The sequence below is a fragment of the Tissierella sp. genome (assembly GCF_031460495.1).
Classification (GTDB): Bacteria; Bacillota; Clostridia; order Tissierellales; family Tissierellaceae; genus JAVKTS01.
Window position 1 is genome coordinate 612,290 of sequence record NZ_JAVKTS010000001.1, and the last position, 24,653, is coordinate 636,942.

The 24,653-nt window shown below is 34.0% G+C and carries 26 protein-coding genes, 1 pseudogene and 1 other annotated feature (1 of these 28 cut by a window edge); all 27 genes and pseudogenes read left to right on the plus strand.

Annotation, left to right across the window (positions count from 1 at the left end; translation table 11 throughout):
* The first annotated feature begins 1 nt into the window (after position 1).
* The 27 genes and pseudogenes from RIN63_RS02855 to rsgA all read left to right on the plus strand — a co-directional run bounded on the left by RIN63_RS02855 (position 2) and on the right by rsgA (position 24,566).
* A complete protein-coding gene (locus RIN63_RS02855) occupies positions 2-1,111 on the plus strand; it encodes an SMODS domain-containing nucleotidyltransferase (RefSeq protein WP_310443146.1) in 1,110 nt (369 codons plus the stop codon).
* Positions 1,112-2,932 (plus strand): ThiF family adenylyltransferase, encoded by a 1,821-nt coding sequence (locus RIN63_RS02860; protein ID WP_310443147.1) that lies wholly within the window; start codon positions 1,112-1,114, stop codon positions 2,930-2,932.
* Positions 2,919-3,401 carry a Mov34/MPN/PAD-1 family protein gene (locus RIN63_RS02865; protein WP_310443148.1) on the plus strand — a complete coding sequence of 161 codons (483 nt, stop codon included), beginning with the start codon at positions 2,919-2,921 and terminating at the stop codon, positions 3,399-3,401. The genes RIN63_RS02860 and RIN63_RS02865 overlap by 14 nt, the downstream gene beginning before the upstream one ends.
* Positions 3,402-3,635: 234 nt before the next feature.
* Positions 3,636-4,019, plus strand: a complete 384-nt coding sequence (locus tag RIN63_RS02870) for a hypothetical protein (RefSeq protein ID WP_310443149.1) — start codon at positions 3,636-3,638, stop codon at positions 4,017-4,019.
* On the plus strand, positions 4,012-4,560 hold the full coding sequence (locus RIN63_RS02875) for a hypothetical protein (RefSeq protein ID WP_310443150.1): 549 nt from the start codon (positions 4,012-4,014) through the stop codon (positions 4,558-4,560). The genes RIN63_RS02870 and RIN63_RS02875 overlap by 8 nt, the downstream gene beginning before the upstream one ends.
* 223 nt (positions 4,561-4,783) lie before the next feature.
* Entirely contained in the window at positions 4,784-5,167 is a 384-nt protein-coding gene (locus tag RIN63_RS02880; RefSeq protein ID WP_310443151.1) for a DUF3846 domain-containing protein, read from the plus strand.
* A gap of 219 nt (positions 5,168-5,386) precedes the next feature.
* Complete coding sequence (locus RIN63_RS02885; RefSeq protein WP_310443152.1) at positions 5,387-5,512, plus strand: hypothetical protein; 126 nt, start codon at positions 5,387-5,389, stop codon at positions 5,510-5,512.
* 130 nt (positions 5,513-5,642) lie between these two features.
* Positions 5,643-7,310 (plus strand): recombinase family protein, encoded by a 1,668-nt coding sequence (locus RIN63_RS02890; RefSeq protein WP_310443153.1) that lies wholly within the window; start codon positions 5,643-5,645, stop codon positions 7,308-7,310.
* A 67-nt stretch (positions 7,311-7,377) separates the two neighbouring features.
* A pseudogene (locus tag RIN63_RS15375) lies at positions 7,378-7,470 on the plus strand (hypothetical protein); the annotation flags it as partial.
* Positions 7,471-7,672: 202 nt separating this feature from the next.
* On the plus strand, positions 7,673-8,677 hold the full coding sequence (locus RIN63_RS02895) for a MerR family transcriptional regulator (RefSeq protein ID WP_310443154.1): 1,005 nt from the start codon (positions 7,673-7,675) through the stop codon (positions 8,675-8,677).
* Between the two features lie 54 nt (positions 8,678-8,731).
* The gene (locus RIN63_RS02900; protein ID WP_310443155.1) at positions 8,732-9,313 is read left to right on the plus strand and encodes a DUF6273 domain-containing protein; all 582 of its coding nucleotides are present in this window, start codon (positions 8,732-8,734) and stop codon (positions 9,311-9,313) included.
* A 405-nt stretch (positions 9,314-9,718) separates the two neighbouring features.
* On the plus strand, positions 9,719-11,182 hold the full coding sequence (locus tag RIN63_RS02905) for an MFS transporter (RefSeq protein WP_310443156.1): 1,464 nt from the start codon (positions 9,719-9,721) through the stop codon (positions 11,180-11,182).
* Positions 11,183-11,218: 36 nt separating this feature from the next.
* A complete protein-coding gene (locus RIN63_RS02910; protein WP_310443157.1) occupies positions 11,219-12,046 on the plus strand; it encodes an exodeoxyribonuclease III in 828 nt (275 codons plus the stop codon).
* Positions 12,047-12,388: 342 nt separating this feature from the next.
* Positions 12,389-13,417 carry a siderophore ABC transporter substrate-binding protein gene (locus tag RIN63_RS02915; protein ID WP_310443158.1) on the plus strand — a complete coding sequence of 343 codons (1,029 nt, stop codon included), beginning with the start codon at positions 12,389-12,391 and terminating at the stop codon, positions 13,415-13,417.
* Positions 13,418-13,434: 17 nt separating this feature from the next.
* The gene (locus RIN63_RS02920) at positions 13,435-14,448 is read left to right on the plus strand and encodes an iron chelate uptake ABC transporter family permease subunit (protein WP_310443159.1); all 1,014 of its coding nucleotides are present in this window, start codon (positions 13,435-13,437) and stop codon (positions 14,446-14,448) included.
* Entirely contained in the window at positions 14,445-15,509 is a 1,065-nt protein-coding gene (locus tag RIN63_RS02925) for an iron chelate uptake ABC transporter family permease subunit (RefSeq protein WP_310443160.1), read from the plus strand. Before RIN63_RS02920 ends, RIN63_RS02925 begins: the two co-directional genes overlap by 4 nt.
* On the plus strand, positions 15,506-16,258 hold the full coding sequence (locus RIN63_RS02930) for an ATP-binding cassette domain-containing protein (protein ID WP_310443161.1): 753 nt from the start codon (positions 15,506-15,508) through the stop codon (positions 16,256-16,258). Before RIN63_RS02925 ends, RIN63_RS02930 begins: the two co-directional genes overlap by 4 nt.
* A 242-nt stretch (positions 16,259-16,500) precedes the next feature.
* Positions 16,501-17,070, plus strand: a complete 570-nt coding sequence (locus RIN63_RS02935) for a GNAT family protein (RefSeq protein ID WP_310443162.1) — start codon at positions 16,501-16,503, stop codon at positions 17,068-17,070.
* Positions 17,071-17,152: 82 nt separating this feature from the next.
* Positions 17,153-17,284 carry a hypothetical protein gene (locus RIN63_RS02940; protein ID WP_310443163.1) on the plus strand — a complete coding sequence of 44 codons (132 nt, stop codon included), beginning with the start codon at positions 17,153-17,155 and terminating at the stop codon, positions 17,282-17,284.
* An 80-nt stretch (positions 17,285-17,364) separates the two neighbouring features.
* A complete protein-coding gene (locus tag RIN63_RS02945) occupies positions 17,365-17,814 on the plus strand; it encodes an N-acetyltransferase (protein WP_310443164.1) in 450 nt (149 codons plus the stop codon).
* 51 nt (positions 17,815-17,865) lie between these two features.
* On the plus strand, positions 17,866-18,708 hold the full coding sequence (locus tag RIN63_RS02950) for a nitroreductase family protein (protein WP_310443165.1): 843 nt from the start codon (positions 17,866-17,868) through the stop codon (positions 18,706-18,708).
* A 175-nt stretch (positions 18,709-18,883) separates the two neighbouring features.
* On the plus strand, positions 18,884-19,399 hold the full coding sequence (locus tag RIN63_RS02955; protein ID WP_310443166.1) for a ferritin: 516 nt from the start codon (positions 18,884-18,886) through the stop codon (positions 19,397-19,399).
* A 170-nt stretch (positions 19,400-19,569) separates the two neighbouring features.
* Positions 19,570-21,021: a GMC oxidoreductase gene (locus RIN63_RS02960; protein WP_310443167.1), complete on the plus strand. Its 1,452-nt coding sequence runs from the start codon at positions 19,570-19,572 to the stop codon at positions 21,019-21,021.
* A gap of 324 nt (positions 21,022-21,345) precedes the next feature.
* Positions 21,346-21,879 carry an NAD(P)H-dependent oxidoreductase gene (locus RIN63_RS02965; RefSeq protein ID WP_310443168.1) on the plus strand — a complete coding sequence of 178 codons (534 nt, stop codon included), beginning with the start codon at positions 21,346-21,348 and terminating at the stop codon, positions 21,877-21,879.
* Positions 21,879-22,523 (plus strand): NAD(P)H-dependent oxidoreductase, encoded by a 645-nt coding sequence (locus tag RIN63_RS02970; protein WP_310443169.1) that lies wholly within the window; start codon positions 21,879-21,881, stop codon positions 22,521-22,523. The genes RIN63_RS02965 and RIN63_RS02970 overlap by 1 nt, the downstream gene beginning before the upstream one ends.
* A gap of 127 nt (positions 22,524-22,650) precedes the next feature.
* On the plus strand, positions 22,651-23,118 hold the full coding sequence (locus RIN63_RS02975) for an NUDIX pyrophosphatase (protein ID WP_310443170.1): 468 nt from the start codon (positions 22,651-22,653) through the stop codon (positions 23,116-23,118).
* A gap of 398 nt (positions 23,119-23,516) precedes the next feature.
* Positions 23,517-24,566, plus strand: a complete 1,050-nt coding sequence (gene rsgA / locus RIN63_RS02980; protein WP_310443171.1) for a ribosome small subunit-dependent GTPase A — start codon at positions 23,517-23,519, stop codon at positions 24,564-24,566.
* An 81-nt stretch (positions 24,567-24,647) separates the two neighbouring features.
* Positions 24,648-24,653 (plus strand) — a binding site (T-box leader) (it continues 247 nt past the right edge of the window).

Genomic DNA, 24,653 nt, shown 5'->3' on the forward strand with positions numbered 1-24,653 from the left:
TATGTCTACTGTACCATCATATTTTAAAGATTTTTTATCCAACATCCGCTTAACAGACAATCAGGTGAAGGATTTAAAGACAGGACATACAACATTAAGGAAGAGATTAGAGGAAGATGAAACATTATCTGAAATAATAGTTAGCACCTTTCTACAAGGTAGTTACAGAAGATCAACAGCTGTGAAGCCTAAAAATGGGAACAAGTCGGATGTAGATGTTATTGTTGTAACTAAATTAGATTCTGAGGAGTATACACCGGAAGAAGCTTTAAATATGTTTATTCCTTTTTTAAATAGGTATTATAAAGATAAATATAGAATTCAGGGTAGGTCAATCGGCATAAGTTTAAGTTATGTTGATTTAGATATTGTGCCAACCTCGGCACCTAGCGAGAGTGAAGCAGGCATACTCCAAGATAACGCTATAATTTCCGAGTATACTATTGAAGACTTTCAGCAAAAGTCACTTATGAAGTCATATGACAAAAACTTATTTGAAAGTGTTTATAACATATTTTGTGAATCGGACAGTGAACCTCAATGGAAATCCGAGCCGCTTTTAATTCCTGATCGTGAAGCCGAAAAATGGGATGAGACACATCCGCTTGAGCAAATTCGCTGGACGGTTGAAAAAAACAAGAATTGTAATTCTCACTATATAAACGTTGTTAAAGCATTAAAATGGTGGCGCAAAACCCAGTACCCAGATGTAAAGCACCCAAAGAGTTATCCTTTGGAACATTTGATTGGAGATTGTTGTCCAGATGGCATTAATAGTGTGGCCGAAGGCATAGTGCTAACACTTGAAAAAATTGTTGCTGAACACCCTACCAAACCATTTTTAGCTGATAGGGGTGTCCCCGAACATGATGTTTTTGAAAGGATAACAGATGATGAATATTCTGATTTTTACGATACTGTTTGTTATGCTGCAATAGTATCACGAGAAGCTTTTGATTGTACTGAATTATACGACAGCGTTTGTAAATGGAGAGAATTATTGGGAAGCGAATTTCCTCCTGCTCCTGAGCCTTCAAAAACCAATTCTACAACGGGTTTTACTGCTCGTACTGAAAAGTCAACCGCTATTCCAGAAGGAAGATTTGCATAAATGGAAGAAAAACAAGTTCTTAATATTTTAAATCGTGCTCGAAGAGCTTTGGACTCTTTATCGCAGGTTGAAATACTAGATGATTGGCAATTTGAAAACGAATTAAAGGTTTGGTTTTTGCACTTAGGCATATCGATTGAATATGAGACCTCCTATTTTCCTCAAAGGTCACAGTGGTATATCGTTGTTGAATCTAGGTATCCAAAGGGAAGAATTAAAGTATATCCTGATGTTGAAAACAGTATAAAAGAGACTTTATATCATCAATCTAACAATTCCAAAATCGAAAAAAATGGGCTGTGGAGAAAAGGGGCATTATGTCTAGAAGTAAATACATTATCAAATTTCCAATCAGAACCATATAGTGTTGATGAACGCTTGCTACATCATGTAAAAAGGGCAATTGGCTGGCTCGAGTTAGCAGCAAAAGGCATATTAGTTTCAGATAACGAGCCATTTGAGTTACCTGATTTTTCCTTGAGCAATATATTGGATTTGCAATTTGCTTTTTCGGAAGATGTGGTTACTTATATGCAATGGGAAAGTACCGACTGTCGGTATGGAATAGCAGAGTTAGATGTGTATAAAAGTAAACCATTTGTATACTATGTTAAGGCGTTCATGTCTTTAAACAACAATATTGAACATTATACACAATGGGGTAAGCATCTTTCTAAAAAGACGATATTCCCTCCAATTAAAGCTCCATGGATACTTTTGAAACAACTTCCAGTGATTAATGAATGGCAAGCACCAGAAACGATTGGCGACTTAATAGATGCGTTCAGAAAACAAGATATTGATATCATTGGTATTCTGCAAAAACTTGTATCGGAAGTTCGAGATGGGAAGCGGCACTTGCTATTACTTGGCTTTCCTATTCCTAAGGTTTTCGGAGGAGAAACTGAGATTATTTCTTGGAAGGCACTTTATTTGCCTGTTGTATCATGTGGTAAAAAGACAGCAAAAGGATTTAGAACAAATGAACATGGGTGGTGGATGCGCGACAAATGTGAAGTGTTTACTAAAAACACCAAGTTGGAGTGGATTGTTTCGGAAAATTGGAACCAACAAGAAATATCGCAAAGAGGAAAAATGGATGATTTATTACAGCGAAAAAGTATATTGCTTATTGGGGCAGGTTGTATTGGTGCATCAATAGCAGAAATTCTTATTAGGGCAGGTATATATAATCTTACTGTTTCTGATTCGGATATATTTGAAATTGGAAATTTATCTCGTCATACTTTAAACCTAAATAATATTGGGGAACTTAAAGAATTATCATTATATAATCATCTTAATATGCTAAACCCACATGCCAATGTTGAAGTGATTAATAATAAACTTGATATGGACGATAACCTCAATATTAATATGGAATTGGATAAATACGACATAATCATTGACTGTACTGGCACAAATAGTGTGCTTGAAATTTTACAAAAAAATAAATTTAAGAAAAAGTGCATTTTGGCTTCGGTATCTGTAGGTTTGGGAGCAAAACATTTATATATATCTATTATGCATGGTACATCTTTCAATTTTGATTCTTTCAATGATTTAATTTACCCGTATATTCAAGAGGAAAAGGATTTATATGATAACTATAATTTGCCAAGGAACGGGATTGGTTGTTGGCACCCTACTTTCCCTGGGCGAAGTGATGATATTTGGCTTGCAGCGTCAACTTCGGTAAAGGCAATCGAAAGTTATATTTTGAGTAAATCAGAGAAGACACTGTCCCTTATTTATGAGCAAAAAAATGAAAATGGAATTTTTGAAGGTTATCTGTTGGTGAATAGAAATGAAAATGAGTGATTTATTTTTCCAGGATAAAAATCAATTATATAGTATCAATCTAAATAAAATTGCATATGAGAAGATGCTTAAATATTGTACTAAATCAAATCCTTATGAAACAGGTGGTATTTTACTTGGTAATTATTCAGCAGATCAGTCAACGGCAAATATTTTGCAAGCTACTCCACCACCTAAGAATTCTAAACATTTAAAATGCAATTTTTGCAGAGGCACTGATGGATTACAGAAAGTCTTAGACTCGGCATGGATTCAAGGTCAATATTATATTGGAGAATGGCATTACCATCCCAATTCATTACCTATACCTAGTAGTACGGATATAAACCAAATGATAAGTCTAGCAAATGATAAAAAACTAATGTGTCCAGAACCAATATTGATTATTATTGGTGAACGTAATCTTAATTGGAGTGTTCATGCTAGTATCTTTACAAATTGTGGTTATACCATCCTTCATAGAAAATAAATTTAAAATTTCTAATTGTGCATGGAAAATCTATAACAGCCTAAAATCCAAGAATAATGGGTTTTAGGCTGTTTTTTTATTTGTAAAAATATTTTTTTGTTTCTATACTATAAACAAGGGTATAAAATCAGCTCTCCAAAAACTAAAAGCATGGCTCGAAACATTATGAAAAATGATATCTAAACCTTCCTCCAAAATCAGCGTTATTGTTATTTTAGGAGGTGTTTCAAATAAATGGAAGTGGAAAATAAGAAAATTACGAAACAGAGCAAAAAGCTAAAAGAACCTGTGATAAAAGATGCTATAAGCTCTATTTCCAGAGAGGAATTCGTGGGTTTAAGCGGCAAGGTGGATTCTATCCATGAAAAATTTGACGGTATAGTCAGTAAATTGGAAATGACCAATCATATTTGCAGGATCCTAATTGAAATGGTCAGTGGTATAGACCCGGGAAGGAAGAACCTGACTAATCTTGAACTGGTTAAACTTCGCAACGAGGGTGTTAAGGTCAAGGATTTAGCGAGAATGCAGGGTATCAGCCAATGCGCCATGGGGAGAAAACTAAAAGAATTAAGAGAGGCAGGTGTGCTACATGATCGAGAAGCAGAAAATGATTGAAGTAGCAATCAAAAATATGGTCAATAGCCATATGAAGAACTATAGCAAAGATTTAATTCTATGTGCAGAAATATTAAATCAGATTACAGAGAAAGGATTCGTGTTTGACTATACAAGGTTTAGCCCGGATGTTCAAAAGCTTGCAAGTGATATAGCATATCATATATTTCAGATGGAAGAAGTGGTAAACAGTGTAATCAAAAATGAGCGAAATAATCAACGCTATGCAGACGAACACATTGGCGAATTATACTGTGGTGATGATGAGGCTGACCAGCCAGAGAAAGAAAATGAGCCAAAGTTTGAATTTGACGACATTGGGGACTTCTTCCCCATCACTGATAATTGTGAAAGTTTATCTGAGGTTTTAAGCTGCATGGAGATACCTCATATTATTTTTGACGGCATTGGGTACTGTTTTAACGGTAATTATTATTCTATTGTTGATTCTGGAATTGAGCGGATGGTGCTCAAGGTTACTAAAATCCAAGAAAGCGATATAGACCCGCTTTGCTTGGAGATTCTTAAAAATCAGATGTAATACATAGTAGACAAAAGGAAAATGTATTTTGTCTATATGCGGGTTGTCAGAATTATAGTGTGGGTAATGTCCAGAACTAACCTACGGGGTTTCCAGAGGGTTTTAGTACAGGGTTAAGGGGGTTGTATAGATTGGGGGTTAAAATTGATCCAGAGCAAACCAAGAGGGTTTTAAATGTGAGGGGTGAAAATTTAAAGCACCTATACAGGAGAGAGGTTTATAAATGAGGGTTGTTTATGTAGAGCCAAACAAAATAGCAGAAATAAAGAAGATAGATTCGGGTCTTAAGGCTATGCAAAAAGTTGTAGGTGGTTATATCGAGGCGCTGTATCCATTTGCAGACCCTGTAGCAATTGTATGTAACGAGGAAGGGAAAATAAATGGACTGGAGCTAAACAGAGGACTTGCTGATGACAAAGGGGATTTATACGAAATCATAGCTGGTACTTTCTTTATCTGTTTAGCAAGACCTGATAGCGAAGATTTTGAAAGTCTTACAGATGAGTTAGCCAGCAAGTATCTGGAAATGTTCAAATATCCTGAAGTGTTTATGATGGCCAATGGGAAACCGATATCTGTAAAGTGGGGGCAAATGGATCATAATTAAAAACTTGAACTACCAAGAGCAGGTGGCAGTTATCTTTTTTAGAGATAATTCGCCACCTGTTTTTAATTTGGGATCTATGGTTAAAGACTTGTATCAGAACGTCATTTAGTCACCTAATCGTGTAATAAGAACCCTAATCATTGGTAGTTTAGTGCTTAGACTTGCGTCAGAACGTCTTTCTATTACATAGCGTAAATCAAATTTAAGGAGAGATACGCTATGAAAAAAGTGGAAGCAACCAATCAAAATAATTTCAAAGTAAAAAAAGATGCGACTTTTGAGCGTTGCGTAGATTTTATGGTAAGAATGATAGAGAAATACGGTGACGAAGTGGAAATGAGATAGCATCATAAATTTAGAAAGAACTCTTTTAGGGTTCTTTCTAAATTTATATATATATATTTCAAATAAAATCCGATATAATAGTTGGGACAGAGAATTACTGTTAAGTGTTTATCTAAAGGGAGTGATATAGATGAATAAGAGGTGTTACATATATACAAGAGTTTCAACAGAAATGCAGGCTGATGGGTATAGTTTAGATGCTCAAAAAGACAGACTTATAAAATATGCGTATGGTGCGGATTTACATATTGTAGGCGAGTATTCTGATGCAGGGTCTGGGAAGAACATTGATGGAAGACCTAATTTTTTAAGAATGCTTGAAGATATAAAAGAAGGAAAAGACAAGATTGAATTTGTACTGGTTTTTAAGCTATCAAGGTTTGGAAGAAATGCAGCAGATGTTCTATCTTCCTTACAAATTATGCAAGATTACGGAGTCAATTTAATCTGTGTTGAAGATAGTATTGATAGCAGTAAAGATAGTGGAAAACTCATGATTTCCGTCTTGTCTGCGGTTGCTGAAATAGAACGGGATAATATATTAGTTCAAACTATGGAAGGTCGTAAGAGAAAAGCAAGAGAAGGCAAATGGAATGGGGGGTTTGCACCATATGGTTATAAACTGATAGATGGGGAACTATTAATAGCAGAAGATGAAGTAAAAGTTATAGAAGTTATTTATGAGCAATTTACTACTACAAATATGGGTATAAATGCAGTAGCTTCCTATCTTAATAATAATGGATATAAAAAGAAAAAACGTCAAAATGGTACGCTTGAAGCCTTTTCTGCTTCTTTTGTAAAGGCTGTTTTAGATAATCCTGTTTATTGTGGTAAACTGTCATATGGTAGGAGAAAAAACGAGAAAGTACAAGGTGAACGAAATAAATTCCATATTGTAAAGCAGAAAGAGTTCCCCATTTATAACGGAATCCATGAGGCAATAGTATCAGAAGAATTGTGGCAAGCAGTACAAGAAAAGCGGAAACAAACAGGATTTAAGTATGAGAAGAAATATAGTTTGGATCACGCAAATATTTTGTCTGGTATACTGAAATGCCCAAATTGTGGGGCTTCCATGTATGGTAATGTGAATAGGAAAAAGAAGAAGGATGGGACTTATTATAGGGATTATTTCTATTATGCTTGCAAACATAGAATGAGTGTAAATGGTCATAAATGCGATTATAAAAAACAATGGGGTCAAGCTAAAATAGATGATGCTGTTGCAGATGTTATTACTAAACTGGTACAGAATGAAAAATTTGAGAAAGCAATAAAAGATAAAATAAATTCTAAAATTGATACGGCGGAACTGGAAGCGAATTTTAAAAATCTAAAAAAATCACATCGTCAAGCAGAGGTGGCAAAAAACAAATTAGCACAACAAATTGATGCCCTAGATATTATGGAATCTTTGTATGATAGAAAATATGAGGACATGCAGGATCGTCTAAATCAATTCTATGAAAAGATAGATTCTATTGAAATAGAGATGGAAGAAGTTAACATAAGAATACAGAATGTCAAGTCAGATAAACTTAACGCTGATAGTATTTACAACATTTTACGGATGTTTGACCAGCTGTATGATAAATTCACAGATATGGAGAAAAAAGAGTTTATAAGTAGTTTTGTAGAAAGGGTTGAAATTTATCCAGAAGAATTAGAAGATGGACGTATTTTAAAGAATATAAAGTTTGGATTTCCAGTCTTTTTTAATGGTGCTGAAGTTAGTGAAATTAGTTGGGACAAAGAGAGTACAGTTGAGACTGTAGTACTGTTGGAGAGGCAATAATGATTTCTTGATAAAGTGTATAGAAAGATATATGCAAGGGGGACTATGAAAATGAAGTGCTTATGCGAGGGTATCCACAGATAAATTAAAGCAAGGGGAATCTTTAGAGAATCAAATCGTTACCTGCGAAACTCTCATAACAGTAATAGATGCTAACTAGGACATAGTGTTCTGGTTGGCTTTTTTCTTTTGCTCTTTTTAAGATAGTAAATGGAAAAGTCATGTGTTAAAATGTAGGTAAATTGTGGGTATGGTTTTCAGTAAATAAGAAAATAAATAGGAATATTTTTTAAATTACCCATTGACTCGTACACCGTGTAACGGTTTATATTAATATCAAGGAAACAGAAAGGGAGAAAATCATGGAATTAAAAACTATAAGACAAGTTTCATTGGATTACGGTATTTCGAGAAGAATGTTGTGTTATTATGAAGAAATCGGGTTGATAAAAAGCAGTCGCAAAGATGATTATGCGTACAGGGTTTATGACGAAAATGCGATACAACGGCTACAACAGATCATCATCTTGCGTAAGCTGCAAATTCCAGTCAAGCAGATTAAAAATATTCTCAATAACCAAAACGCTGTGGCGGTTATCGAGATATTCAAGCAGAACATAAGCGAGCTTGATGAGGAAATAACGGCTCTGTCCACCCTCAAATCGATATTGATGCGCTTTGTGGATGAGCTGCAGGAAAAAGCGGATGTATTTTTGAAGCTTGAATTATTAAACGATAAAACCATGCTTGCCATTGTAAGCACTCTTTCATTTTCCCAAAATAAAATCAAGGAGAAGGTATCGATGGATGAATTAAACAAGGCAAATGAAAATTTAAGCAAACTAGCAGACCAAGATGTGCGGATTGTATATCTGCCGCCTATGACTGTGGCTGCTGCTTACGCAACGGGAGAAGGCTGTGAAGGTAAAGCGGGTGACATGATAACCCAATTTGTAAAAGAATGCGGATTACTAAAAATCAAACCTGACGCTCGGAGTTTTGGTTTTGACTGCTCTAAAGGAGTAGCAGTAATTGGACAACCTTCCCATGTATATGAAATGTGGGTATCCATTCCTGACGACTTAGAGATACCTGCGCCTTTAGTAAAACGAACTTTTGACGGCGGATTATATGCCGCACATGTGTTGAGGACATGGGACTTTCAGGACTGGGGTTTATTAAAAGAATGGGTTAACGCAAGCGATAAATATGATAATGACTGGGATTCCCCGCGCTGGACATCGCCTGAAACTGTTGCTGGCCAAGGATTTGAAGAAACACTGAATTTTTATAATTATGTACAAAAAGGCAGTAAAATGGAAGATTTACAACTTGATTTATTGTTTCCGATTAAAGAGAAGGGTTAAGAATAAGTTCGAAGAGTAAGGCAGATTACCTATTACAAAGAAGGAAGTGCTTAAATGGAAGATATTAAAATCGGCTCATTATTATCATTTGGTGGTTATAATTGGCGCATACTTGACATACAAAATAACACGGCTTTGATTATAACTGAAGATATAGTGGAGCAACGCGCCTACCATAATATTTATAAAGACACAACATGGGATGACTGCGAGATAAGAAAATATCTTAACAGTGAATTTTATGACAAATTTGATGATACTAATAAATCAAGAATCATACAAGTATCAAATAAATACCTGGACAACCCATGGTATGGTACAAAAGCTGGAGAAGAGGGGCAGGATAGCATATTCTTGTTAAGCCTTGAAGAAGTATGTAGATATTTTGGCGACAGCACCGAAAAACTACAAAACCGAGGTAATAATAGATATTGGAAAAAGAATGATGAGAACAACAGTAAGAGGATAGCAAAGCTTTGGAGTAAGTATTACTGGTGGTGGTGGCTTAGGTCACCCGGTCGTAATAATCACCTCGCCGCGTATGTCCATGGAACCGACGGTTGCATAGGTGTAAATGGCAACAATGTAACCAACTGTAACGGAGGCATTCGTCCTGCTTTGTGGCTGAAACTATAATTTGAATTATGACTAATAAGTTGGACCTGTGCTGGGAAAGATGCAAGGTTGAAGAGAGAGTTATTAGCAAACTTCGAGTAGTTGCTGTGATTAATTAATGATGAGGATATATTTATAGTAATATACCTTTCTACCAAGGGTATACTAGATACTTACAACATCTTTATTGTACTCTCAAGGCTTTGAGGTAGTCGTGAAACTAGAAAGACAATAGAACACAGTAATATCAAGAGTTTAAGCCATTGAATGTGTAGATGACATTCGATGGCTTTCTGTTTTGGAAGACATATCTTATTAAATATTTTATACATAACCTTTATCATTTGTATTTTGAGGGTATAATGATATTATTATCTATTTGTTGCCAAGAAAAAATTAGATTTTTATTTTTAGGAGGAAATTCTATTGAAAAAAAACAATGTATCAGGCCAGGGATATCAGGGCAATGATAAATTGCTAATAGGCTTGTTGTTGGCTCTTATCACATTTGGTATGTTTGCCCAAACAATATTAAATATAGCCACAACTATTCGTACAGATTTGGGAATTGGTGTAGATGCTAGCAATATGGCTATAAGTCTAGCAGCCTTATTTTCTGGTATTTTTATTGTTGTACTAGGTGGTTTGGGGGATAGATTTGGGCGTATTAAAATCACAAAGATAGGATTAGTTTTAAGTGTAATTGGATCGTTTTTAATTGCGGTATCACCTAAGGGAACTGCTACTTTTTTACTTACAGGTCGTGCTATACAGGGACTTTCTTCAGCTTGCATTATGCCTAATGCACTGGCCCTGATAAAAGCCTATTATGAAGGTCCAGCCCGCCAAAGAGCTGTCAGTGTTTACTCTATTGGGTCTTGGGGTGGTTCTGCCTTAAGTTCTCTATTTGGGGGTATCATTGCATCTACCATAGGTTGGCGTTGGATTTACTGGTTTTCTATAGCCATTGCCATAGCTAGTTTTTTCTTAATTGCTGGAGTGCCCGAGAGCAAGAATCCACCTAGTAAAAAGAAGGCTGGTTTCGACTCAGCTGGAGTTATAACCTTCATGATAGGCATGCTCTCCATTAATATCATGATAAGTCAAGGAGGGAAAATAGGATGGCTAAGCCCTATGACATTGGGTCTTGGTCTATTGTCAGCTATAACATTCTTCGTATTTTACAAGATTGAAAAAAACAGAGAAAACAGCTTTATTGACTTTGATATGTTTAGCAACAAAACATACAAGGGAGCTACTATTTCAAACTTCTTGCTCAACGGAGCAGCAGGTACATTAATAGTTACTTTATCATTAGTGCAATTAGCTGCAGGTTTGACTTCATTACAAGCAGGTTTTTTAACCATAGGATATCTTATAGCTATTTTAATTGCAATTAAAGTCGGTGAGAAGCTATTGCAAAAGTTGGGTGCTCGCAAGCCTATGGTTTTAGGATGTGCAATTACAGGTTTTGGTATTTTTATGACAACATTTACTCATCTAATGACCGACCAATACATGCTGGTGGCTACAATTGGCTTTACTTTCTTTGGGATGGGTCTAGGTCTATATGCAACCCCATCAGCTGATGCTGCCTTATCCTCAGTTCCTGCAGATAAAGCTGGCTCTGCATCAGGCATTTATAGAATGGCATCTGCTTTAGGTGCTGCTTTTGGTATAGCTATTTCAGCTGCCATATTCACAGGACTAGGTATTGAACAAGTTACTTTTGTCGAAGGATTTTTTAGAGGTCGTACTGACAATATTTCCATCCGCTATGCAGCTATCATAGCTTTGCTTTTTAATCTGTTCATGACAATGTCGGCAATAATTTCTATTTTACTAACTGTCCCACCTGGAAAGCCTGAAACAAAGGATGGTAGTATATAAAATCTTATAAGGAAGACACAAAAAGGAGGAAAAATAATGAAGTTTATTTCATGGAATATCGATTCATTAAATGCAGCATTAACTAGTGATTCAGCCCGTGCTATATTATCTAAAAATGTACTAAATACGATTATACAATATAATCCAGAAATTATTGCCTTACAAGAGACTAAGTTACCAAGTAATGGTCCTAGCAAGAAACATTTGGAAATTTTGAGTGATAAGTTTCCAGATTATGAAATTGTTTGGAATAGTTCCGTAGAACCAGCCCGCAAGGGTTATGCAGGTACTATGTTTTTATATAAGAAGGATTTAAAACCATCTGTTATTTATCCAACAATTGGAGCACCAAGCACCATGGATCTTGAGGGTCGAATCATTACCTTAGAGTTTGACAATTTCTATTTAACTCAAGTATATACGCCCAATGCAGGGGATGGCTTGAATCGTTTAGAAGACCGTCAGATTTGGGACATAAAGTATGCAGATTATCTAGCTGAACTAGATAAAGAGAAGTATGTTATTGCTACAGGTGATTACAATGTGGCACATGAAGAAATAGATTTGGCTAATCCCAACAGTAATCGTCAATCAGCAGGCTTTACAGATGAGGAACGTCAAGGTTTCACAAATCTATTAGCAAAAGGCTTTACAGATACCTTCCGCCATGTTCATGGTGATGTACCAGGTATTTATACTTGGTGGGGTCAGCGTGTTAAAACAAGCAAAATCAATAATTCTGGCTGGAGAATTGACTATTGGCTGGTGAGTGATCGCATTGCAGATAGGGTTATTAAATCTGAAATGATCGATTCAGGTCCAAGGCAAGACCACACTCCAATATTACTTGAAATTAATTTGTAGTTTAGAGAAAATGTAAAATATAAAGTACAAAAAAACATTGGATAGCTGTATAACAGAATATCCAATGTTTTTTTGTTTTGTATAAAGTTTAGTTATATAAAGATTAAGCAATCATCGAAGAGAAAAAAATATCAAAAACCAGTTGACATGTTTAATAAGCTCTGGTATATTAAAATAAGTTATTGAAAATGATAATTGTTATCAATTAAACCAATGATATATTTTTCTTCCCCCAAAAATTAGAAAGATCATTGTTAGATTAGCACAAAGATATTACATATATATATCAATTTTATCATTTCAATAATCTACAACAAAATTATATATATGAAGGAGAGACATATGAAAAAATCTAAATTACTTATACTTATTACTGTTATTACAGTTTTTGCTTTAATGGGAACAGCTTGCGCAAACTCAACTAATGCAAATATTGAGCCTGAAGCTAAAGAAGAATCAATTGTAGGCGAGCCTGAAAAAGCTACAACAGTTAATATCGTTGATATTCACGGAAGTGTTACGGTTCCAGTTAATCCCAAAAATGTTGTTGCTTTAGATAATAGAACATTTGAAACTTTATCTGACTGGGGCATAGAATTAGCGGCTGTACCAAAAGGTGTAATGTCCTCTGATTCACCATATGTAGCTGATGAATCAGTTCAAGATATTGGAAATCATCGTGAACCAAATCTTGAAATCTTAGCAGCTGTAAACCCTGAACTTGTTATTATCGGTCAAAGATTTGCTAACTACTATGAAGATATAAAAGCATTAGTGCCAAATGCAGTTGTTATTGACCTCAATTTTGATGTTTCTGAGACAGCAGATACACCTGGTGAAAACTTACTTAATGGCCTTAAGAATTCTACAATTACTTTAGGAAAAATCTTTGATAAAAATGAAGAAGCTGAGCAATTAGCAGCTGAACTTGATAAATCTATTGAAAATGTTAAGTCTACATATAATGGAACAGATAAAGTGATGAGTGTTGTAGTATCTGGTGGAAATATTGGTTTTTCAGCTCCTTACTCTGGACGCGTATGGGGGCCAATGTATGATATATTTGGATGGGTTCCAGCCTTAGAAGTTAGCAGTGCTTCTTCAGATCATCAAGGAGACGATATCTCTGTTGAAGCTATTGCCCAAAGTAATCCTGATTGGATATTTGTACTAGATCGTGATGCTGCAGTATCCTCCACAACTGATGCAGTTCCTGCTGAGGATGTCATCAATAATTCACCTGCTCTTCAAAATACAAGAGCTGTAAGTGAAGAAAAGATAGTTTATGCACCAAATGACACTTACACAAATGAATCAATACAAACTTATCTAGAGTTATTTGAAAATCTTGCTAATGCTCTAGCTAAATAGTAAAGGGGCATACCATAGTGCAGAATAAAACAATACAAAAAATGCATAGGGCTGAGGATTCTCAGCCCAAACGATATAATTACAATAAAATATGGACGAAATCTTTTATATTCGCAATCATTATTGTCGTAATTTTAGGGATCATATCCCTTTTTACAGGAGTTTATGATATACGAGGACAAGAAGATGGGATGAGTATGTTTTTCATCACTCGTGTTCCAAGGACAGCTGCCTTAATGCTTACTGGTGCAGCTATGTCAATGTCAGGCCTAGTAATGCAGCTTATTACACAGAATCGTTTAGTAGAATCTACCACAACAGGAACTATTGAATGGGCAGGTTTGGGACTTACCTTTGTATATTTGTTATTTCCTGCACCAACTTTAGTTCAAAGAATGACAGGGGCAATCCTTTTTTCTTTTGTTGGAACTATGATTTTCTTTTTCTTCTTAAGAAGAGTAAAGCTTCGTTCTTCTTTAATCGTTCCTATTATTGGCATGATGCTAGGAGCAGTGATCTCTGCTGTTTCAACTTTTATTGGACTGGTTTTTCAAATGACACAAAATATTGAAACATGGTTTGTTGGTTCCTTTGCATCGGTTCAAATTGGTAGATATGAGTACTTATGGCTAATCGTCATGGTTACTTTCTTCATTTTTATCTATGCTGATAAATTGACTTTAGCTGGACTTGGAGAAGATCTGACAACAAGCCTTGGATTAAATTATAATAAAATAGTTCTATTAGGTACTGGACTAATTTCTTTTGCAGTTGGTATAGTCGCAGCTGTTATTGGGAATTTACCTTTTTTAGGGCTAATTGTACCAAATATTGTTTCTATGTATCGAGGTGATGATCTAAGGAGTAATCTACCTTGGGTATGTGTCATAGGAATGGGTACTATTACTGTTTGTGACATTATCTCTAGAACTATCATAAAACCCTTTGAAGTGCCAGTATCCATGATACTTGGAACAGTGGGATCGATTGTATTTATATTTATTTTATTGAGACAAAGGAGGGCAAGATGAACGAATTAGTATATAGAAATAAAGAAAGTATTAAAATTGGCTCAAACATACATACTGAAAGTAGATCTGCCAGAGCTTTTCGGTCTAAGAAAGAAGAAAAACGCTATTGGATTTTGCTTACAACATTGATTGCCTTTGGACTTTTTGCTTCCTATGGACTTTTGGTTTATAACAATCCAGTTCCAATAGACTCTCCTTCTTTTATCCCAGTTGTTAGAAGAAGGATGGTAGCTCTTGTTGCCATGCTTATAGCTGCAGTTTGCCAGTCTTTGTCCACAGTTGCTTTTCAATCTATTACCAATAATAAGGTTATAACTCCTTCACTGTTAGGTTTTGAAGCACTTTACTCAACAATTCATACTAGTACAATGTTTTTCTTTGGTGCTAGTACCTTTATAAGTTTCAATGGTATTGGATCATTTTTATTTCAAGTTATTGCCATGGTCTTGATGTGTTTGATACTTTATGGATGGTTGCTTTCTGGAAAGTATGGAGACTTACAACTTATGCTATTGGTCGGAGTTATTATTGGAACTGGGTTGAGATCCTTGTCAACTTTTATGAGAAGGTTGCTTGCCCCTTCCGAGTTTGATATTTTACAGGCAAGATTGTTTGGTTCTGTCAATAATGCGGATTCTACATATTTTCCTATTGCAATTCCAATTATAATAATTACAGCATTAATTCTTCTTGTTTATTCTAAAAAATTAAATGTATTGTCCCTTGGAAAGGATGTCAGTACTTCTTTGGGAGTTAAGCACCAATTTGGCGTAATTTTTGCTCTAATATTAGTTTCTATTTTGATGTCAATTTCAACAGCTTTAGTTGGACCCCTTACTTTCTATGGGTTCTTAGTTGCAACTTTGAGTTATCAAGCAGCATCAACATATGATCATAGGTACATTTTTCCAATGGCGCTTGCCATAGGATTTTTGATAATAACTGGTGCTTACTTCTTTATGTATCATGTATTCAATGCACAGGGTGTAGTTTCAGTTATTATTGAAATGTTTGGTGGGATCACATTTTTAATTGTAATATTAAGGAAGGGGACTTTATGATAAATATAGATGGTGTTAAAAAAGCGTACAGTGATGAGGTAGAAATAGGACCTTTGAGTATTGAAGTACCAAAAGCTGGGATTACTTCTTTAATTGGACCTAATGGTGCCGGAAAATCTACGACACTATTGATGATAGGGAGACTTTTACATATGGATGAAGGTCACATTAAGGTAGCAAATATGGATGTTACTGATTCTAAATCAGAAAATTTGGCAAAAATTTTGACTATCTTACGACAAGAAAATCATTTTGTTACTAGGCTTACTGTTAGACAATTAGTTGGATTTGGACGTTTTCCATATTCAAAGGGAAGATTAACTAATAAAGATGAGGATAGAATTTCTAAATATATAGATTTCTTAGGTCTGACTGATTTAGAAAATAGATACCTAGATGAGCTTTCTGGAGGTCAAAGGCAAAGGGCCTATGTTGCAATGGTATTGTGTCAAGAGACAGAGTATGTACTTTTAGATGAACCTCTGAATAATCTTGATGTGGCACGCTCTGTTCAGATGATGGAGCATTTGAGGTATGCTGCTGATGAATTCGGGAGAACAATTTTGACTGTTATGCATGATATAAACTTCGCAGCCAAATATTCTGATAGAATATGCGCTATGAAAGATGGGAAAATTGCCGCTTTTGGAACTGTTGAAGAGGTCATGGACTCAGGAATTTTAACAGATATTTTTGAAACAAGAATAGAAATTATCAATGGTCCTCATGGACCAATAGCTATTTATTAAGGATTAATCATCACATATAGTGCTTTAAGGACAAAAGTTGGGTCAAAAACCGGAGAATAAACTCCGATTTTTGACCCTTTTAAATAGGTAAAAAATATAGATGACATTGGATAAACTCAGTTATGACAGAAGGTAATTGGGAAAATTAGGTAGACAAGGGGATAGATGAGTCATATACTATAGATGAACATTAGTAGTATTATGCGAAGCAAAAGATAATTTATATTTTATGGGGTGATTATGTGAAAAAGAAAAACATTTCAATTTCTGGTAAAGAGATAACTCTAAGACTTATTAGAAGTGCAGATATAGGAGAATATTATAAGAGTGGTTTTAAATCAATAGATAAAGAAGTACAATTATATACAGGAACTAAACATATTCCTACAGAAGAATCAATTACATTTTATGTAAATAAGATTATTGAAGATGAGTCACGATATGATTTTTTGATAATTAATCGAGAGGGGAAAATTATTGGAGAATCGGTTATTAATGAAATCGATATTGATAATATGTCTGGTCATTTTAGAATATGTTTATTCGATAGTAAAAACTTTGGAAAAGGAATAGGGACTGAAGCTACCAAAATGACTTTAAAATTTGGATTTGAAGAATTAAATTTACACAGAATTGAATTAGAAGTGTTTTCTTTTAATGAGAGAGGATATAGCGCATATAAGCGTGTGGGGTTTGTAGAAGAAGGAAGAAAGAGAGAAGCAATATTTATTGAAGGAAAATACCACGATATTATAATGATGGGGATTCTCCAAGATGAATTTCTTAATCGAAAGAATGATTTGAAGTTTTAGCTAATGACGCATAATTTATATTTAGCGTCGTAACGGTAGATTTATACGAGGCTAATTTTAAATTTAAGGAGGAGTTGAAATAATGAAAAATATATTTGCGGGTTTGATTTTATTGCCAATATATATTACTCTACCAGCATTAGTACTATATTTTGTAATCAAAATGGCTATAAAAAGTGCAATAAAGGAATTAAAAAAAGAGAACATATTATAAACAAGAAGTGCATTAATTATCTCATGTTCATTTGTTAAATTACAGTAAATTAGCATATTTCTAAAAAAGGGGAGAATATTATGGAAAATATAGTGAGACTTAGTATAAAGGATTTAGATGATTTTTTTGATTCACTAGCAATTTATTTCCCAGAGGATAATATAGAGCGGGAAACTTGGATTGAACTTTTGGAAGATAAAAAAACTTTTGTTTATGCTATCAAAGAAAATGAAGTTACAAAAGCTAATATTGCTATTTATAACTGGAAGGGTGAAGATGACTATATTAAAATTATGAGTATAGGTACTCATCCTGATCATAGAAATAAAGGCTATGCTCATATATTAATGCAGTATGTCATTGATGAGATGTTGAAAGATGACATGCACATATTTAAAGGAGAGACTAGAGAAACAAATTTTAAAATGCAAAAGGTATTTGAAGATTTTGGATATAAAGTAATTAACAAAGTAGAAGGGTATTATGATAATCCAACAGAAACTGCTTATAAGTATTCTTTAGAAATATAAGTAAGATTATATTTAGTTTTGTTCCATGTATGATAGAAGGGAGAGATCTAATTGAATATTAATTTTTCAATAGAAGAAGCAGTAGTAAAACGATATAGCGTAAGAAATTATAAAGAAGAGGAAATTGAAGAAGAAAAAATAAAGGCTATTAAATCTTTCGTAGATTCTTTGGATAATCCCTTTGGGAAAAAGGTGAGTTTTCACTATCTTGATAATATGGATATAAAGAATGAAAGTAAGCTTGGAACTTATGGTGTTATTAAAGGAGCAAAACAATACATTGGAACTACCATAGAATTAGAACCAATAGCATTAGAAGCACTGGGATATGAGCTTGAAGTAGTCATTCTTTATTTAGCTCATCTTGGTCTTGGGACTTGTTGGTTAGGTGGAACATTTAATCGTAAAGAGTTCGCAAAAGCTATGAATGTAGGAGAAAATGAGATTTTTCCAATTATAACACCCTATGGTTATGCTGCTGATAAGAAGCATATGAAGGAGGTTGTAATGAGAAAAATGATTAAAGCGGATCATCGTAAAGAATGGAATGAATTATTTTATAAAAATGACTTTGGGACATCACTTACAAAAAAAGATGCAGAAGATCTAGCCTTTCCTTTGGAAATGGTTCGTTTGGGGCCATCAGCATCAAATAAACAACCTTGGAGACTTCTACTTATAGATAATATATACCATTTCTATGAATATAAGGAGCCAAAGTATAGCGATGCTTTTCCATATGATATTCAAAGAATAGATATGGGAATAGCAGCAGCTCACTTCGATTTAGCAGTTAAGGAAAAGGGAATCAAAGGCTATTTTGATACAAGACATCAACCAGAATTAAAATTGCCTGACCATATGGAATATGTATTCTCTTGGATTAGAGAGTAAGTACACTAAGGCAATATAAATCAAAAACTACATGAGAATTAGTCTGAGAAATGTAGTATTACTTCAATCGGAGAAATTGGTTAAAAATAAGACAAATTATGTTATTAATTTCTCTGCTTTAGGGTAATTATTAGATAAGTGTGGTTTAACCATATAATAAAAGGAGGTATTAGAAATGATAAAAGAAAATATTTACAAATTATTAAATGATCAGATAAACAAAGAAATGTTTTCTGCTTATTTGTATTTAGACATTTCAAATTACTATATTGATAATGGCTTGGATGGTTATGGGAACTGGTTTAAGATTCAAGCTCAGGAAGAGATGGATCATGCAATGTTGTTTATACAATATATGCAAAATAATGGACTATCAGTTAAATTAACAGAAATTGCAGGACCTGAAATGGAGTACTTAAGTTTTGATTTTCCTCTTCATGAGGCTTTGAAACATGAGCAATTCATAACTCAATCTATCCATGATATATATGATTCAGCATTCCAAGCTAAGGATTATAGGACTATGCAATTTCTAGATTGGTTTATTATGGAGCAAGGTGAAGAGGAGAAGAATGTAGATGATTTAATTCTTAAGTATAAAAACTTTGGCAGCGATGCAAAGGGACTATATCTTCTAAATCAAGAACTTGCAACAAGGGTCTATGCTCCACCAACATTAGTTTTAGATTAGTAGTTAGAAGGGTCAGGTTAAATAGCTAAGGCAGTTACATTTGAAAATGTAGCTGCCTTTTATATGTAGATTCAAGTGACAGTATTAAATTTAAAATTGTATCAGAACATAACTAATTATAATTTCATATCATAAATTAAACTATAACATTTATGAAAGGAGTAACAATAATGCCTTATTTAAATAATTGGATTCCCACAAAAAGTCTTGAAGAAATGTCAACGACAGATTATGATGTGCTCATTATTGGAACTGGGCCTGGAGGAGGAACTACCTTGTCTAGTCTCTGTCAACTATGGAAAGATCAAGGAGCAAAAAAGATAGGTATAATTGAAAAGGGAGATAAGTTGTTTCACTCCCATTCTCTTAACATTCCTACACAGAATGTTGATACTGCAAGAGATCAACTGCTTCCAGATAATTCTACTCCTATTGGAGAACGATTGCCTCAATTTTCAGGCGCTCGAATGGTATATGCACTGGGCGGAAGATCATTGTTCTGGAATGCAGCTACTCCAAGGCCAATTCAATCTGGACTTAGGAACTGGCCAATTGATAATAGAGTCTTAGATGTATATTATTGTATGGCAGAAGATCTATTGAATACTACAACTCAATATGCAAAAGGTTCAGCAATGCAAGATATTATGTTAAATAAACTTCATGCAAGAGGCATTTGGGAAGCAAATAATATGCCACTGGCTTTTGATATGGAACCTTCCCACTTAGGAGAAATTCATTCCAATCCTTGGTTTAGTTCTATAAATACCCTAGCAGCTGCAATGTTTGATAAACCCTATGATCTTGCTGTAAATGCCTATGCATCTAGAGTTATTGTAGAGAATGGAAGGGCTGCTGGTGTAGAAGTATTTTCACCTGATAAGAAATCCCATACCCTTAGGGCAAAGAATATAGTATTATCTTGCAGTACTTTAGAGACTCCAAGAATACTTCTTAATTCTGGAATACAAGGGCCTGCTATTGGTCGTTATTTGACAGGTCATGTTTCTATGATTGGTATTGGAACAATAAGTCGAAGGCAGTTCCCTGATAAACTTGGCAATCTTTCCATTTTAAAATTTGAAACCAATGACTCCCCATATCAAATTCAAGTTCTTGGTCCTAATCAATATTTCTCATACCAACAATTTGAGGATAAGATACTCCCAGATGAACTTTTAGTTGTTTTTGCAGCCTTTGGAGAAGTGGAGTCTAGAGCTGAGAATAGAGTATATATTGACCCTTCTGCAAAAGATGAATTCGGTGTACCTCTACAACAAGTTCAATATTCTTTAAGCAACAAAGATCGTAGGGTAGCTGAACAAGTTGAACAAGGTATCAGGCAAACTGCTGCTGCTATGGGAGTAACTCTTGATGAATCTACTTTAGTTCTTAGACTGCCTGGAGCAGATATGCATGAGTCATGTACATGTAGAATGGGTCATGACCCTGCAACTTCAGCTACAAATATTCATGGGCAAATACATGGAGTTCCTGGTCTGTTTGTGGCAGATAATAGTGTTCTTCCTACATTAACTGCTGCTGGTCCAGTTATTTCTAATGTTGCTTTAGCAATAAGACTTGCAGATTATATTTTTATGAATGAAAATAGGAGTATATAATAAAATCTACTGTTTTAATCCAAGCTTTTGTGTTTTATTTATGATTATATGTTTATATTCAAAAGCAATATATTTTTTGTAAGATATATTGCTTTTTTATTTCTTATATTGAATTAATGTAAAATTTGTAAAATACCTGTTTTTTATTTGATAAGCATTGACAGGAAAATATCAAAATAATATATTATAGATAAATGCAATATATTACCTTAGAGCAACTGTTTTTATTGGCCTTATAAAAAGTGCAGTTAGTGATGATCTAGTAAGTGAAAGAAGCAATATTAAGAATAGGAAAGAGTATAAATGAAAAGGGGTTGATTTGGTATGATAGTTATAATCTCTGATGTTAACAATGAAGGTGTTGGGAAAGCCCTTTATAATTATCTGATTAGTAACAATGAAGAAGTAGAATTTATATCCGCAAGTGAACGAAATATAAAGCCTTGCTATTGTTGTGATGGATGTACCTATAAGACATATGGCAAATGCGTTGTTAGAGATGATATGGATCAAATCCTTCCCATTATAATAAAAGGAGATATAGTAGTGTATACTTCGCCTCTAATTTGGGGTGGATTCTCATATGATATAAAAAAAATACTTGATAAGACAGCTCTTATAGGTAATCGCTTTTATAAAACTAGGAACAAAGAAATAGTAAAAGGTACTATTAGCAATAATAAGAAAATCATAGGAATAGGTGTTAGTGAGATAGCATCTAAAATGGAGCAAAGCAGTTTTGAGTATTTCCTAAAAGAAGTTGGAACAATCATGAATATAGAATATTTGGGAAAGGTCGTCAACCCAACTATAACAGATGATGAACTACAAAATCTTGCTAGAGAGGTGCTTTTATAATGAAACATGTAATAATTAATCTAAGCCCAAGGGAAAAAGGTAGTAGCAAAATGCTAACTAATTATTTTGCTGATAGAATTAGGTCTGAAGCAGATTTAGTAGATACATGCGATTTATATTCCTACCTAAATGAGATGGATTTTATTTTAAGTAAGATAAAGAAGTCAGATTGTATAATTATGATAGGACCATGCTATATAACTTCATATCCAGCTGATACAATTAATTTGTTAAATAAAATGTCAAGTAAAGAAGGGGTACTCCATGGACAGAGTTTATATGGATTTATTCAGGGAGGAATGCCATATGTACACACCCATGAGCATGGATTAAAGCTATTACAATGCTTTTGTGAGAAAGAGGAAGTTGAATATAAAGGTGGCTATGTAATGGGAGGCGGTGCAGTCTTAAATGGGCAAGCTCTTAATAAGATAATTGGAGCGAAGAAAGTGGTTCCTGCAGTAAATAAATTTATTGATAATATAAAGAACAATAGAAAATCACCTGAAGAATTATATAAAAATGCTGCTATAGAAATTCCCTATGTAATTACAAAGATGATGCCAGTTATGATGAATAAGAGTATAAAAAGAACTTTAAGAAAAAAGGGAATTAACTATAAGGTCAAAAGCCCTTATTTCTAAATTTAGTTAACGATGTTTATTTGTGGTTGGTCCGCTGCTTAAGAGATATTCAAATTTAGACAAGCGATTGATGGCTACTTAAGAGCTTGCTAAAGTGACATAAAATATATTGTAGAGGAGAGGTCTAATGGCAAGGGCAAAGTTTCAAGTATTAGTTATACCATATTTAATACAGGATGAGCAAATTAAGTATTGTATGTTTTTGAGGGCGGATATGGGTATTTGGCAATTTGTTGCAGGTGGTGGAGAAGATGATGAGACTCCCATAGAAGCTGCTAAAAGAGAAGCTAATGAAGAGGCAAGTATTGCGTATACAGCTACATATTATGTGTTGGATACCTGTTGTAGTATTCCTATTGAATGTTTCAATGAAGCTGATAGACGGAGATGGGGAGAAAATTATTTTGTTATTCCAGAATATTCTTTTGCAGTGAATGTAAATGAAGCAGATTTTAAATTGTCACATGAACATATTAAATATGAATGGCTTGATTATGAGTCAGCAAGAAAACTTTTGAAATACGATAGTAATAAAACTGCCTTTGGTGAATTGGATACCAGAATTAAAAAAGGATTACTTGGTGAAAAGATATAGTATAATTCTTAGAGAAGTTTGACAAGGAAACAAAATTACAATTAATGGATAATAGAAACCCTATAGATTAAAGATAGCTTCCTGTACTAATAATGCAAAATGAGGTAAATAAAAGTATAAGAACCTTCTTTATATTTATATAATTGAAAATTGTAGTTGTATTCTTTATTTCATTTTAGTACAATATAAGAAAACAAAGCTTTCAATTTAATTTCGAAAGGAGTTGATTAAATTATGACAAATACAATTACGGTGATGAATCAATAATTTAATACTTGAGTGTATGTTGGAACCAAGGTTTTTCATGTACTCAAAGAAAACAACCCTTTTGTAAATACTGTATAAACAGGACTTGTCGATGGGCAAGTTTTTTTGTGCAAAAAATTGGAGGTAATACAGTGAGATTTGAAGAAATTTATAAGAACGAAAAGATCCTGACAAGAGAAGATGGTAATTTAATTATAGCTCGTGTTAACGAAGTACAGAGAGAATTATTTAGAGTGCTATGCCAATATGGAGAAACAAATGCAAAATTAAAAGGGACTTTTTATAAAGATAAAATGAATAAAGATTATCCTGTAGTAGGGGACTATGTTCTTCTAAAATATAATGAAAATGGATATTCTTTGATTGAAGAAATATGTGAACGAAAGAGTTATTTTTCTAGAACAGATTTTTCAGGACATGCTGCTGGATATGTTAAAACAGTGAAAGAGCAGGTAATAGCAGCCAATTTTGATTATGTATTTATACTTTCATCTTTGAATCATGATTTTAATTTGAATAGATTAACAAGATATATTAGTGTATCTTTACAAAGTGGTGGAAAACCCATAGTAATTTTGACAAAAGCAGATGAATGTCATAATCCAGATACTTATATAGAGCAGGTAAAGAGTATATCACAAAAGGCTGATGTTTTTGCTATTAGCGCTAAGACTGGATATGGTATGAAACAATTAGATATGTATATACAGGCAGGAAAAACTATAGTTTTTTTAGGATCTTCTGGTGTAGGAAAATCGACCCTTGTAAATGCAATTGCAGGGGAAGAAATTATGGCTGTGAGTAATATACGTGAAAATGACTCTAAAGGGAGGCATACAACAACCCACAGACAGTTGATTGAGCTTGCTTCAGGAGTAATTGTTATTGATACTCCAGGCATTAGGGAGCTTGGAATGTGGGATGCTGAAAAAGGCATAAACGATACATTTTCAGATGTGATTCAACTTTTTGACAAATGCAAATATCGCAACTGTATTCATGACAAAGAGCCAGGATGCGCAGTAAATCAAGCAATTAAAGAGGGGATACTTTCCAGAGAGAGATGGAAAACATATTGTCAGCTATCAAAAGAGAATCAATGGGGAAAGAACAAATCAGCATATACTAAAAAAGAAAAATTGGACAATAAGATAAAAGTGGGAAAAATCAAGAAGAATTGATTATTGACAAATTTTTTAAGAATTGATATTATAGTACTCAACATTTGCATAACAAATACTGTAATTGAATTGGAAGTATAATAAAAG